Source organism: Skermania piniformis, from assembly GCF_019285775.1.
Classification (GTDB): domain Bacteria; phylum Actinomycetota; class Actinomycetes; order Mycobacteriales; family Mycobacteriaceae; genus Skermania; species Skermania pinensis.
Map to the genome: position 1 here is coordinate 3,459,607 of NZ_CP079105.1, position 12,418 is coordinate 3,472,024.

14 protein-coding genes are annotated in these 12,418 nt (G+C 70.2%); 8 read left to right on the top strand and 6 right to left on the bottom strand.

Annotated features, from left to right (window positions below; genetic code table 11):
* Positions 1 to 81 precede the first annotated feature (81 nt).
* The gene (locus tag KV203_RS16015; protein WP_066472480.1) at positions 82 to 561 is read left to right on the top strand and encodes a gamma-glutamylcyclotransferase family protein; all 480 of its coding nucleotides are present in this window, start codon (positions 82 to 84) and stop codon (positions 559 to 561) included.
* Positions 562 to 733: 172 nt separating this feature from the next.
* Here the strand turns inward: KV203_RS16015 and KV203_RS16020 are convergent, their stop codons facing one another.
* Positions 734 to 1,891, bottom strand: a complete 1,158-nt coding sequence (locus tag KV203_RS16020; RefSeq protein WP_066472488.1) for a M20 family metallopeptidase — start codon at positions 1,889 to 1,891, stop codon at positions 734 to 736.
* On the bottom strand, positions 1,888 to 3,081 hold the full coding sequence (locus KV203_RS16025) for an amidohydrolase (protein ID WP_246600184.1): 1,194 nt from the start codon (positions 3,079 to 3,081) through the stop codon (positions 1,888 to 1,890). Before KV203_RS16025 ends, KV203_RS16020 begins: the two co-directional genes overlap by 4 nt.
* Positions 3,082 to 3,151: 70 nt before the next feature.
* Between KV203_RS16025 and KV203_RS16030 the strand changes: the two genes are divergently transcribed.
* Entirely contained in the window at positions 3,152 to 3,949 is a 798-nt protein-coding gene (locus tag KV203_RS16030; protein WP_066472491.1) for a purine-nucleoside phosphorylase, read from the top strand.
* A 59-nt stretch (positions 3,950 to 4,008) separates the two neighbouring features.
* Positions 4,009 to 5,493: a phospho-sugar mutase gene (locus KV203_RS16035; protein ID WP_246600971.1), complete on the top strand. Its 1,485-nt coding sequence runs from the start codon at positions 4,009 to 4,011 to the stop codon at positions 5,491 to 5,493.
* Here KV203_RS16035 and upp read toward each other — a convergent pair.
* Positions 5,386 to 6,009, bottom strand: a complete 624-nt coding sequence (gene upp, locus KV203_RS16040) for a uracil phosphoribosyltransferase (protein ID WP_083530201.1) — start codon at positions 6,007 to 6,009, stop codon at positions 5,386 to 5,388. The genes KV203_RS16035 and upp overlap by 108 nt on opposite strands.
* Before the next feature lie 104 nt (positions 6,010 to 6,113).
* On the opposite strand from upp, the gene KV203_RS16045 reads away from it, so the two are divergent.
* From KV203_RS16045 to KV203_RS16065, 5 genes are read left to right on the top strand one after another with little or no spacing between them, the layout of a single operon-like run.
* Positions 6,114 to 6,422, top strand: coding sequence for a type VII secretion target (locus tag KV203_RS16045; protein WP_083530188.1), 309 nt, complete (start codon positions 6,114 to 6,116; stop codon positions 6,420 to 6,422).
* On the top strand, positions 6,419 to 7,444 hold the full coding sequence (locus KV203_RS16050; protein ID WP_083530189.1) for a C40 family peptidase: 1,026 nt from the start codon (positions 6,419 to 6,421) through the stop codon (positions 7,442 to 7,444). The genes KV203_RS16045 and KV203_RS16050 overlap by 4 nt, the downstream gene beginning before the upstream one ends.
* Positions 7,441 to 7,764 carry a hypothetical protein gene (locus KV203_RS16055; RefSeq protein ID WP_066472499.1) on the top strand — a complete coding sequence of 108 codons (324 nt, stop codon included), beginning with the start codon at positions 7,441 to 7,443 and terminating at the stop codon, positions 7,762 to 7,764. The genes KV203_RS16050 and KV203_RS16055 overlap by 4 nt, the downstream gene beginning before the upstream one ends.
* Positions 7,765 to 7,778: 14 nt before the next feature.
* On the top strand, positions 7,779 to 8,117 hold the full coding sequence (locus KV203_RS16060) for a YbaB/EbfC family nucleoid-associated protein (RefSeq protein ID WP_169797525.1): 339 nt from the start codon (positions 7,779 to 7,781) through the stop codon (positions 8,115 to 8,117).
* A gap of 54 nt (positions 8,118 to 8,171) precedes the next feature.
* Positions 8,172 to 9,392 (top strand): primosomal protein, encoded by a 1,221-nt coding sequence (locus KV203_RS16065; RefSeq protein ID WP_066472504.1) that lies wholly within the window; start codon positions 8,172 to 8,174, stop codon positions 9,390 to 9,392.
* Positions 9,393 to 9,431: 39 nt separating this feature from the next.
* Here KV203_RS16065 and KV203_RS16070 read toward each other — a convergent pair whose 3' ends face one another.
* The 3 genes from KV203_RS16070 to KV203_RS16080 are packed head-to-tail and all read right to left on the bottom strand — an operon-like array spanning position 9,432 to position 12,246.
* Positions 9,432 to 10,523, bottom strand: a complete 1,092-nt coding sequence (locus KV203_RS16070; RefSeq protein WP_066472507.1) for an adenosine deaminase — start codon at positions 10,521 to 10,523, stop codon at positions 9,432 to 9,434.
* Between the two features lie 17 nt (positions 10,524 to 10,540).
* Complete coding sequence (locus KV203_RS16075) at positions 10,541 to 11,824, bottom strand: thymidine phosphorylase (protein ID WP_066472675.1); 1,284 nt, start codon at positions 11,822 to 11,824, stop codon at positions 10,541 to 10,543.
* 23 nt (positions 11,825 to 11,847) lie between these two features.
* Positions 11,848 to 12,246, bottom strand: a complete 399-nt coding sequence (locus KV203_RS16080; RefSeq protein WP_066472509.1) for a cytidine deaminase — start codon at positions 12,244 to 12,246, stop codon at positions 11,848 to 11,850.
* Positions 12,247 to 12,418 lie beyond the last annotated feature (172 nt).

The following is a 12,418-nucleotide window of genomic DNA, read 5'->3' on the forward strand; positions in this document are numbered from 1 at the left end:
ATGACTCCGATCGTGCGGCGGACCGAATATCCGGCCCGAGACCAACTCAGCCGAGAACAACTTATTGGATAGGCTGCCATCGTGCCGATCTACGCCGCGTACGGCTCCAACATGGACCCGGAGCAGATGCTCGAGCGCTGCCCCCACTCACCGATGTCGGGCACCGGCTGGCTACACGACTGGCGACTGACCTTCAGCGGGGGCGACATCGGCTGGGAAGGTGCGCTCGCGACCGTCGTCGAAGAGCCGGGAACCGACGTGTTCGTCGTGCTCTACGACGTGTCCGACGAGGACGAGAAACGCCTCGACCGCTGGGAGGGCAGCGAGCTGGGGTTCCACCGCAAGATCCGGCTCCGGGTGGCGATGAACACCCCGGCCGGGATCGAACCGGTGCTGGCCTGGCTCTACGTGCTCGACGCCTACGAGGGCGGACTGCCCTCGGCGCGCTACCTCGGGGTGATGGCCGACGCGGCGGAGAAAGCGGGCGCGCCCGCCGAGTACGTCCATGATCTGCGCACGCGCAACAGCCGCAATGTCGGGCCGGGCCCGTACGACGGCTGAGCTGCTCGCCGGCACCCGATCAGGCCGGCCGGCGGCGAGCCGAGCGGTACTCGGTGCCGCTCCGCACCGTCCGCCCGGCCCGCCGCCCGAGCGGCGCGTTTCCCCCTACTCGGTTCGACAATCCGTACGCCGGTTTCGATGCATCAGCCGGGCGGCCGGTTCCATCCGCCCGTCAGTGCGCCGCGAGCACCAAACCCGCCATCACCCGCACCCCGACCGCGAGCGCGCGCTCGTCGATGTCGAAGTTGGGCTGGTGTAGGTCCGACTGCGGCCCGGCACCCGACCAGACACCGAGCCGCGCCATCGCCCCCGGCGCCTGCTCCAGATACCAGGAGAAATCCTCGCCGCCGCCGGACTGTCCGGTGTCGGCCACCGCATCCGGGCCGAGCGTGCGGATCGCGTCCTCGAAGATCCGCACCGAATGCTCGTCGTTCACCACCGGCGGCACCCCGCGGCGGTAGTTGAGCTGGTACTGCACCCCGGTCGGCGCCAGCAGGCCGGCGAGAATCTCCCGGATCAGCGGCTCCATCCCCAACCAGGTGTCGTGGTTGCCGGTTCGAATCGTGCCGGCCAGGGTTCCGGTTTGCGGAATCGCGTTCGGCGCCCGCCCGGCCCGCACCGCACCCCACACCATCACCGTGCTGGTCCGCGGATCGACTCGGCGGCTGAGGATTCCGGGCAGACCGGTGATCACCGTGCCGATCGCGTACACCAGATCCGTGGTCAGATGCGGTCGGGAGGTGTGGCCGCCGGGCGAGGTGAACACCAGCTCCACCATGTCGGCGGCGGAGGTGATCGGGCCGACCCGGATGCCGACCCGGCCGACCTCCAGGCGGGGGTCACAGTGCAGCGCGAAGATTCGCGACACCCCGGACATCACCCCGGCCCGGACCAGGTCGAGCGCGCCGCCCGGCATCACCTCCTCGGCCGGCTGGAAGATCAGCCGCACCCCCACCGGCAACGCCGGCGCCTGCGATAACGCCAGCCCGGCGCCCAGCAGGATGGTGGTATGCGCATCGTGTCCGCAGGCGTGCGATACCCCGGGGACGGTAGAGGCGTAGGGCGCACCGGTGAGTTCCTGCATGGGCAGCGCGTCCATATCGGCCCGCAACGCAATTCGGGGTCCGGTGTCCGGCCCGAGATCACAGAGCAATCCGGTGCTGTCCGGCAGACGGCGCGGCGACAACCCGGCGGCGCGCAGCTTTGCCGCGACGAACTCGCTGGTCGCGCTTTCGGTCCGAGCCAGTTCCGGGTGCGCATGCAGCTGCCGGCGCCAGCGCGACAGGTCCGCCGTGTGCGATGCCAGCCAGGGCTCGATGAAGTCGTTCACCCGGCACGCTCCGCAGCTTCGGCCAACAGTCGGTCCCGTTGCCCGGGGTCGGCGGCAACCTGTGCCACGGTGCGGGCCAGCGCCCGGGCTCCGTCGATCACCGCCCGGTCGGCCGACGGGCCGATCGCCGCCACCGCGAACTCCGGCTGATGGGTGACCGCACCGTCGGTGTCGATTCCGATGATCGGGTGGATACCGGGGATCACCGTGGTGATGTTGCCCATGTCGGTGCTCCCCAGCGGTCGGGATCGCTCGACGTCCGGCGCCAGTGGCCGGCGCCCCAAGCTGCCGATCTGCTCCCGATATACCTGCGCCAGAATCGGATCCGGGACGAGTTCCCGATAGGTCGGCGAGACGCTACGGATCTCGTGGGTGCAGCCCGCACCGACCGCGCCGGCCAGGAAACAAGTGGTCGCCCGATCGAGCAGGTCGTCCAACGCCGCCGTGCTGGGCGCGCGCAGGTAGTACAGCAACTCGGCCTGCCCCGGAACGATGTTCGGCGCCCGGCCGCCGTCGGCGACAATGCCGTGTAGCTGCTGGCCCGGGGCCAGATGCTGGCGCAGCAGGCCGATCGCGACCTGGGCGATCGTGGCCGCGTCGCCGGCATTGCGGCCGAACTCCGGCGCCGCCGACGCATGTGCTTCCTGCCCGGTGAACGTGATCGCCAGGTCGGCCAGCGCCAGCGAGACCGGCGCGACCACGTCGAACGGGCCCGGATGCACCATGAGCGCGGCGGCGATCCCGGCGAACGCACCACGTTCCAACATCAACACCTTGCCCCCGCCGCTCTCCTCGGCCGGCGTGCCGAGCACCCGGACGGTGATGCCGAGCTGATCGGCGACCGCGGCCAGACCGATCCCGGCGCCGACCGCTGCGGCGGCGATGATGTTGTGCCCACAGGCGTGTCCGATCCCCGGCAATGCATCGTATTCGGCACACAGCCCGATGATCAGCTCGCCGCTGCCGTAGTCGGCGACGAATGCCGTCGCCAGGTCGGCCACCGGCGTCCGCACCTCGAACCCGCGGCCCCGCAGCAGATCGACCAGCTTGGCGGCGCTGCGGAACTCGACGAATGCCAGCTCCGGCTCCGCATGCAGCGAGTGCGACAACGCGATCAGGTCGCTGCGCGCCGCCTCGATCGCCGCATCTATCGCCGACACCGCATCCGGTACCGGCTCGGTGTCGCTCACCGCGGCACCCGCCCGGCGTCCTCGTGTGGCAGGTAAGCCATGTCGGGGAGGATAGCTAGGCTGGCCGACCATGACCGCAGCAACCACCGCCACGGCCGAGCAGGCCGCGGCGATGCTGGCCGAACGCACCGGAGTGGCACGGCACCGGGTCGCCGTCGTGCTGGGTTCGGGGTGGCAGGAGGCGGCCGCCGCGTTCGGCGATCCGGTGGCGACCGTACCGATGAGCGAGCTGCCCGGCTTCGGCCGACCGACCGCACAGGGGCATCGCGGCACGGTGTTGTCGGTCGAGGTCGCCGGGCTGCCGACGCTGGTGCTGCTCGGCCGCAACCATCTGTACGAGGGCAACCCACCCGCGCAGGTCGCTGCGCCGATCGCCGCCGTCGCTGCCGCCGGGGTGGACACCGTGCTGCTGACCAACGCGGCCGGCGGCATCCGGGCCGATCTGCCCGTCGGTGCGCCGGTCCTGATCGCCGACCACCTGAACCTGACCGGGGCGAGCCCGCTGGCCGGGGCCCGGTTCGTGGACCTGGTCGATGCCTACGACCCGGCGCTGCGTCGGCTCGCCCGGAAAATCGCTCCCGACTTGCCCGAGGGCGTATACGCCGGGCTGCGCGGGCCGCAGTACGAGACGCCGGCCGAGATCGCGATGCTGCGCACGCTGGGCGCCGATCTGGTGGGGATGTCGACGGTGTTGGAGACCATCGCCGCCCGTGCGCTCGGGCTGCGCGTACTCGGCATCTCGCTGGTCACCAACGCAGCCGCGGGCGTCACCGGGCAGCCGCTCTCGCATGCCGAGGTCCTGGCCGAAGGGCGGGCAGCGGCGCCCCGGCTGGGCGCATTGCTGCGCGAGCTGGTGAGCCGGCTGTGAGCCCACTCCGGTTCGGCACCGCCGGTCTGCGTGGCCCGCTCCGCGACGGACCGGACGGGATGAACGTCGAGACGGTGGAGCGGGCCACCGCCGGCCTGGCCGCCTGGCTGCAGGGTCGCTGCCTCGGCGGCGGGACGGTGGTGGTGGGCCGCGATGCCCGGCACGGTTCGGCCGAGTTCGCGACCGCGACCGCCGAGGTCTTCGCCGCGGCGGGATTCGCGGTGCACCTCCTGCCGGAGCCCCTCCCGACCCCGGTGACCGCGTTCGCCGTGCGAGCGCTGGGCGCGGTGGCCGGGGTACAGATCACCGCCTCGCACAACCCCCGCGGCGACAACGGGTACAAGGTGTACCTCGACGGGGGCGCCCAGCTGGTCGCGCCGGCCGATGCCGAGATCGAGGCGGCGATCACCGCTGCTGCACCGCCGGCGCGCCGACCGGTTACCCCGGCGGGCGACGAGATATGGCACAGCTACGTCGAACGTGCCGCCACGCTGCCCCGCGGCTCGGCCCGCGAGCTGCGGATCGTGCTGACTGCGCTGCACGGCGTCGGGACGACGACGGCGCTTGCGGTGCTTGCTGCGGCGGGCTTCACCGATGTGCATATCGTTGCAGCACAAAGCAATCCCGACCCCGACTTTCCGACCGTGCCGTTCCCCAACCCGGAGGAGCCGGGCGCCTGCGACCTGTTGCTCGCCGAAGCGGCTGCCGTCGACGCCGACCTGGCGATCGCGCTCGACCCGGACGCGGATCGATGCGCCGTCGGCGTTCCGGCGTCCGGGGGGTGGCGGATGCTGCGCGGCGACGAGACCGGGGTGCTGCTCGCCGAGCACGTACTCGCCTGCACCGGACCGGACCCCCTGGTGGCCACGACGATCGTGTCCTCCCGGCTGCTCGGCAAGCTCGCCGCGGCTCGGGGCGCCCGGTACGCCGAGACCCTGACCGGGTTCAAGTGGCTGGTCCGCGCCGGTTCGGGCCTGGTCTACGCCTACGAGGAGGCGATCGGGCACTGTGTCGACCCGGCGGCGGTCCGGGACAAGGACGGGATCACCGCGGCCCTGCTCGCCGCCGACCTGGCAGCAACCCTGAAGGATCGGGGCCGGACGTTGCTGGACGTGCTGGACGGCTACGCCGACGAGTTCGGCCCGCACGTCGGGGATCAGGTGTCGCTGCGCCGCGACGACGCCGCCGCGGTGCTCGCCCGGCTGCGGGCGGAGCCGCCGCCGACGCTCGTCGGCGAGCCGGTCACGATCACCGATTACGCCACCCGCCGGGGACCGCTGCGCACCGACGCGCTGGCCTTGGCGACCGAGCACACCCGGGTGGTGGTCCGGCCGTCCGGCACCGAGCCGAAGCTGAAGTTCTATCTCGAAGCGTTCGGGGCCGATGCGGCGGAACGGGTTTCGGCCGTGCGGGAGTGGGTGGACCGACTGTCGGCGCTATCGCGGCCCGAACTGCCGGTCACCGGCGTCGCCCAGGCCGGGCACGATGAAGGCGGCGTCGTCGAGCCGTTCGTCGATCACGCCGACCACCAACCGGACCGGTAGCCCGGACTCGTCGAGCGCAGCGATCCCCGCCGGCGCCGCGATCACGCAGATCGCCGTGATATCGGTGGCGCCCCGATCGGCCAGCAACGAGACCGTGTACCGCAGCGAACCGCCGGTGGCGAGCATCGGGTCGAGCACGAAGACCACCTGATCGGTGAGGTCCGCCGGCAGTGACTCCAGGTACGGCACCGGCTGGTGGGTGGCCTCGTCCCGCGCCACCCCGACGAAGCCGACCCGGGACTCGGGAATCAGCGCGCTCGCCTGACTCACCATGCCGAGACCCGCCCGCAGCACCGGGACCAGCAGGGGCGGCCGGGCGATCCGATAGCCCCGCGCCGGCGCAACCGGCGTTCGGACCTCGAACTCCTCGACCGCCGCCGATCGCATCGCCTCGTAGACGAGCATGCTGGTCAACCCCGACAACGCGGCCCGGAAAGCCGCATTGTCCGACCGCTCGTCGCGCATCGTGGTGAGCAGGGTGGCGGCGAGTGGGTGATTTACCACGACGGTACGCATGCCATCGACGATAATTCGCCGCCGCAGTCGGGAACCGATTCGCCGCACGAACCGTCCAACCCATCGACGAACACCAGACGAGCTTTTCGGGGGACGGGGGTCTGATGTCGGATCTGTCGGCGGATGTGGACGGGCTGGTCGCGTTCGGCACGTCCGTGAACGGGCACGGAGCCGAGCTCGCCGCAGCCGCTGCCGCGGTGGCAGCAGCGGGGCCGGAGTTGTTGACGCCGGTGTTCGGCGCGATCGGAGCGGACTTCGTCGCTGCATTCGGCACCGCACATGCCGGCCAGGTCGGTGCTCTCACTCGACTCGCCGAGATCTATCACGGCGTGGCCACCACTGCGACGACCAATGCCGCCGGCTACGCCGGAACCGACCGCGCCACGACCGCCGCCCTGGCAGGTATCCGATGACCGCCACGTTCCGGATCGGCGTGCCCGAGCTCGATACCCTCGCCCGGCCGATCACGGATCTGCTGTCGGCTTTCGGGTCGGGCACCCCCGGCGGCACGGACCCGGCCGAGGTCATCCGCACGGCCGCCGAACGGCTCGACACCGTCCACGCCGCCTGCGCCACCGACCTCGGCACCCTGGATCGGTCCTGGCAGGGCAGTGCCGCCGCGCAGGCGCTGGACCGGGTGGCCGAAGCCCAGGCTGCGACGGCACAGACGGCCGAACGCGGCACCGGCATCGCCGAGGTGGTGACCAAGGCCTACGCCGACCTCCGAACGGCGACCACCGACCTGTGCGAAATCCTCGAATCGTTCCGCTCGTTCGCGGCCGCGGCGGCACCCGCACTCGGAACTCCCACCGGACTGATCGCGCTCGTCGCCGCAGCCTGCGAGCATCTCTCTCGTGCGCTGGCGGTGGTGCGCCGGGTGCACGATCAGCTTGCGCAGCACGCAATGGCACTCCAAGCGCTGGTCCCGCCGGAACTACCGACCCCGAGCGGGTCCAGCGACGCCGGCCGGACCGAAGCCGCCGACGCACACCGGCTGCGCTCGCCCGACCAGAGTGATCCCGCCGCCGGCTCGACCGGCGGTGTGCAGGTTGCCTTGCCGGACGGCAGCACCGCGACCGCCCCGAACGAGGCAGCCGCGACCGCGGTGCGCGCCGCACTCGCCCAGCAGGGCGTGCCCTACGTCTGGGGCGGCAACACCCCGGGGCAGGGCCTGGACTGCAGCTCGCTGACCAAATATGCCTACGGCGAAGCCGGGATCGAGCTTCCCCGGCTGGCCCAGGAGCAAGGCATCGGTCACGCCCAGGTCGACCGATCGTCACTCGCTCCCGGCGATCTCGCGGTCTGGGACGGCCACGTCGCGATGATCGTCGGCAACGGTCAGATGGTCGAGGCAGGCGACCCGGTGCAGATGTCCCCGATCCGAACGGAGAACAGCGGAATGCAGTTCTACGGCTTCTACCGACCCACCGCATGATCGAGCCGAACGAGCCCCTGCCGTCGGTCACCACCGCGACCCGCCGCAACCGTTCCGGCACCGTTGCGGTCCGGGCAAACGACCAGGGCCTGCCGGTCGAGATCCGCGTGGAGCGGGCGGAACTGCGGTACGGCGCCGGACCGCTCGCCGCGCAGATCCTGGCCCTGACCGAGGCAGCGGCTGCGGCCGCGGGACAGCGCCGCCGCGATCTGCTGGCCGCTGCCGGAGTGCAGCTGTCGGTGCTCGACCGGCTCGGCCTGCCCACCCGGAGCGCCCCGGCCGGGCGGACGACCTCGCCCTCGTGGCGGTATCGAGCATGAGCAAGGTAAGGAGCGTGAGTGCTGTGCCGAGCATGAATACCCAGGCGGTGCCGAGCATGAGTACCGAGATGGACGCGCTCATCAATCGCGTGACCGCGCAGCAGGAGTACCTGGAACAGGCGCTCGACGACCTGGGCGCCATCCGGGCCCGGTACGCCAGCGCCGACGGGGCGGTGACCGCCGAAGTCGCCGGTAGCGGCGCATTGGTCGGGCTCGACCTGGCCGAGGCGATCACCCGTCGACCGGCTGCCGAAGTGGGTCCGCTGATCATCGACACCGTGCAGCAGGCGGCGACCCTGGCCGCCGTGCAGCGGGACGAGATCATGGCCCGGCTGCAGAACTACATCCGCTGACCGAGAGTTCAGGTCGAATGGTTCCGACCGGGCATCTGTCGATAGGCTTCCGCCATGGCATCTGGAGACATCGTCCCGATCGAACTCGGTCTGACCCGGGGCGATCTGGTCACCCTGCGGGCGCCCCGCTGGCGCGAGGGCGACGACGAGTGGGAGGCGTTCCTCGGGCACGGCGATGCGCTGTACGGCTTCAATTCGATTGCCGAGCTGGCCGCATTCATCCGATCGGATGCCGACAACGATCTGGTCGACCACCCTTCCTGGCGTGTGGTCACCGCACTGTCGGCTGCCGAACTGGAACCCGACGACGAGCACTCGTTCGACCTGGTAGGGGTACCGGAACTCGCCGCCAGCGATCCGGACGCGGAGATCGTGACCGAACTCGAGGACACCCTGGAGATTGCTCGCTCGATCGGCGAGGTCTGCGAACTCGACGCCGTCACCGAGTTCTTCGATGGGCATACCATCCTCGGCGCGCTGCCGGCCGGGATGAGCGCGTTCGCCGGGCGCGAAGGTGAGGCGCTGTGGGATCGGATCGGCGCCGCGATCGCGGACGGCTGGGACGACGTGCTGAACGCGATCGACAAGGTGATCAGCATCCCGTCGGTGCCGGCGAACGCCGTCGCGGTGGCCGAGGCCGAACTTCTGGCCGCGGATGCGAACACCGTCGACGCCGACGACGACGCCGAGGAGGCCGCGGAGTTCGAGACGGTCGAGGACGACGATCCCGGTTTCTGGGATGAGGTCGGAATCGACCCAATCAAGATCATTACCACCGACGGCCAGTGGTACACCCTGCGTTGCTATCTCGACGAGGAGCCGATCTTCCTCGGTACCGACGGCACCATCACCCTGCTCCGATCCGAGCGCGCCCTGGCCCGGCATCTCGCCGACGACCACGAGCATGATCTGGCCACCGTCAGCACCTACGGCACGGTGCAGACCGCCGCCACCGACGGGGCGCTGGAGATCGAGGTGACCGACGAGAACATCTACGTGCTCACCGGGTTGAGCGACGACCTGGCCGTCGGGGCCGAAGCGGTCGACGCCGAGCAGCTAGATCTGGCGGTCGAATTGTTCACCGATGCGGCCGATTACGCCGACGACGACTCGGTGGAGGCGGCGCTGGCCGCTTCGACTCCACTCGGTTGGTACGTCTCCTACCTGCTCGATCCCGATCCGAGCCGGCTCGCGCCGAGCCCGCCGTTCGAGACCGAGTCCACCGCGTGGCGAGCCTTGGAGCAACAGTTCGAGTCGCGATTGCGCAAGATCTGATCACCAGCCGATCAGCACGACTCAGCCGATCAGCACGACTTACCCGATCAGCACCGCATAGCCCGGCTTGATCACGTCGTCGATGATTCGCAACCGCTCCGGGAACGGGATGAATGCCGACTTCATCGCGTTGATCGTGAACCGCTGCAGATCGGCCCACCCGTAACCGAAGGCCTGCACCAGCTTCGCCATCTCCTGGCTCATCGAGGTACAGCTCATCAGCCGGTTGTCGGTATTCACCGTCACCCGAAAGCGCAGCCGGGCGAGCAGGTCGAACGGGTGGTCGGTGAGGCTGGCCACCGCGCCGGTCTGCACGTTCGACGAGGGGCACAGTTCGAGCGGAATGCGCTTGTTCCGCACGTAGTTTGCGACCAGACCCAGCTGGGCGTCGGCGCCGGTACCAGTGATGTCGTCCACGATGCGCACCCCGTGGCCGAGCCGGTCGGCACCGCAGAACGCGATGGCCTCGTGGATCGACGGCAGTCCGAACGCCTCGCCGGCGTGGATCGTGAACTGTGCGGACTCGTCGCGCAGATACTCGAACGCATCCAGATGCCGACTCGGCGGGTAACCGACCTCGGCGCCGGCGATATCGAAGCCGACCACATCTCGATCTCGGAATCGGACGGCGAGCTCCGCGATCTCCCGCGACCGGGCCGCATGCCGCATCGCGGTGAGCAGGCAGGTGACCCGGATCTGCCGGCCCGTGGCGGCGGCAGCGGCCGTACCCTCGGCGAACCCGACGAGGGTGTGCTGTACCACCTCGTCGAGGCTGAGGCCCGCGGTCAGGTGCTGCTCCGGGGCGAATCGGACCTCGGCGTAGACCACTCCGTCGGCGGCCAGATCTTCGACGCACTCGTGCGCGACCCGGTGCAACCCTTCCGGTGTCTGCATCACCGCAACGGTGTGCTCGAACGTTTCGAGGTAGCGGACCAGCGAACCACTGTTGGCAGCAGCGGCAAACCATGCGCCGAGCGCCTGTTCGGTGTCCACGGGCAGCCGGTCGTACCCACAGGACGCGGCCAGATCCAGCACGGTCGACGGGCGCAGCCCACCATCCAGGTGATCGTGCAGGACCGCTTTCGGTGCGCGCTGGATGGACGTGAGGTCGAGCGGCAGCGGACCGGTCATGTGGTTACCGTAGTCGCTCAACCGATCCGAGTCAGGATCAGCGGTCGCGGCGCGGCCGATCGCTCCGGCGCGATCGTCCAGGCGTCCGCCAGCGCCGCCCGCGCACCCGCGAATGCCGCCGGAGTGTCGGTGTGCAATACCGCCAACGGTTGCCCGACGGCCACCGAATCGCCTACTCCGGAGCGGATTTCGACCCCCGCACCGGCTTGCACCGGGTCCCCCTGCCGGGCCCGGCCGGCCCCCAGTCGCCACGCCGCCAGGCCGACCGGAAATGCCGCGACCTCCCGGACGAACCCGGCGCGATCGGCGTAAAGCACATCGGTATGCCGAGCGCGCGGCAGTGCCGCGTCCGGGTCGCCGCCCTGCGCGACGACCATCGCCCGCCACCGGTCCATCGCACGACCGTCGGCGAGCAGATCGGCCGGGTCGATTCCGTCCAGTCCGGCTGCGGCCAGCATCTCGCGGGCGAGCGCCAGGGTCAGCGACACCACGTCGGCCGGCCCGCCGCCCGCCAGGACTTCGATTGCCTCGGCGACCTCGAGCGCGTTTCCCGCGGTGCGGCCGAGCGGCGTGTCCATCTCGGTCAGCAACGCGACGGTGCGCACGCCCGCATCGCTGCCCAGCTCGACCATCGCCCGGGCCAGCGCCTCGGCATCGGCACGGTGCTTCATGAACGCCCCCGAACCGACCTTCACATCCAGCACCAGCGCGCCCGTACCCTCGGCGATCTTCTTGCTCATGATCGAGCTGGCGATCAGCGGCAGCGACTCGACCGTGCCGGTCACATCGCGCAGCGCGTACAACCGTCGATCGGCCGGCGCCAGATCGGCACCGGCCGCGCAGATCACCGCGCCGACACCCGGATCGGCGAGGATCGTGCGCATCCGCTCGGCCGACAGATCGGCGTGCCAACCCGGGATCGATTCCAGCTTGTCCAGCGTGCCGCCGGTGTGCCCGAGACCCCGACCGGAAAGCTGCGGTACGGCGGCACCGCAGGCCGCGACCAGCGGCGCCAACGGCAACGTGATCTTGTCGCCGACGCCGCCGGTCGAATGCTTGTCCACGGTGGGCCGATCGAGTCCGGGAAAACTCATCCGGGTTCCGGAAGCGATCATCGCCATGGTCCAACGCCGCAGCTCACGAGTCGACAGCCCGCGCCAGAGCACCGCCATCGCCAACGCGGACATCTGCTCGTCGGCCACCGCGCCGCGGGTGAACCCGTCGATCATCCAGTCGATCTGCGCATCGGTCAGCTCGATACCGTCACGTTTCGCCGTGATCACCGAGACGGCGTCGATCACCGAACCGACCTCCGAGGCGTCGTTCACCGGACGCGGGCCAGGTCGTCCGGGCCGAATGCCGCCGGCAGCAGCCGCCGCAGTTCGACCGGGCCGGGCCGGTGATCGACCAGCAATTCCGGACCCCCGTGTTCCAGCAGTACCTGCCGACACCGGCCGCACGGCGTCAACACCGCACCGGTGCGATCGGACACCGAGATCGCCGATAACCGGGATGATCCCGACATACGTAACGAACCGACCAGCACGCACTCCGCGCAGAGCGCCAGCCCGTATGAGACATTCTCCACATTGCAGCCGGTCACCAGCCGACCGTCGTCGGTCAGCCCGGCGGCACCGACCGGAAACTCCGAATACGGTGCGTACGCGCGCTCGATCATATTGAAGGCCTTGCTGCGCAACATCTTCCAGTCGATATCGGACATAACAGTCGATCCTCCCCGAGCCGCATCGGCGCACCGGAACCATCCTCGCACCGGATGTCGGCCGGATAACGGCACCGGTCCGGTATTCGAAAGGATTCGTCGCCCGATTCCTCGGGGGATTACAGTTCCAGCACTGGACCGAACACCGGTGTGACCAGCCCACACGTTGCCG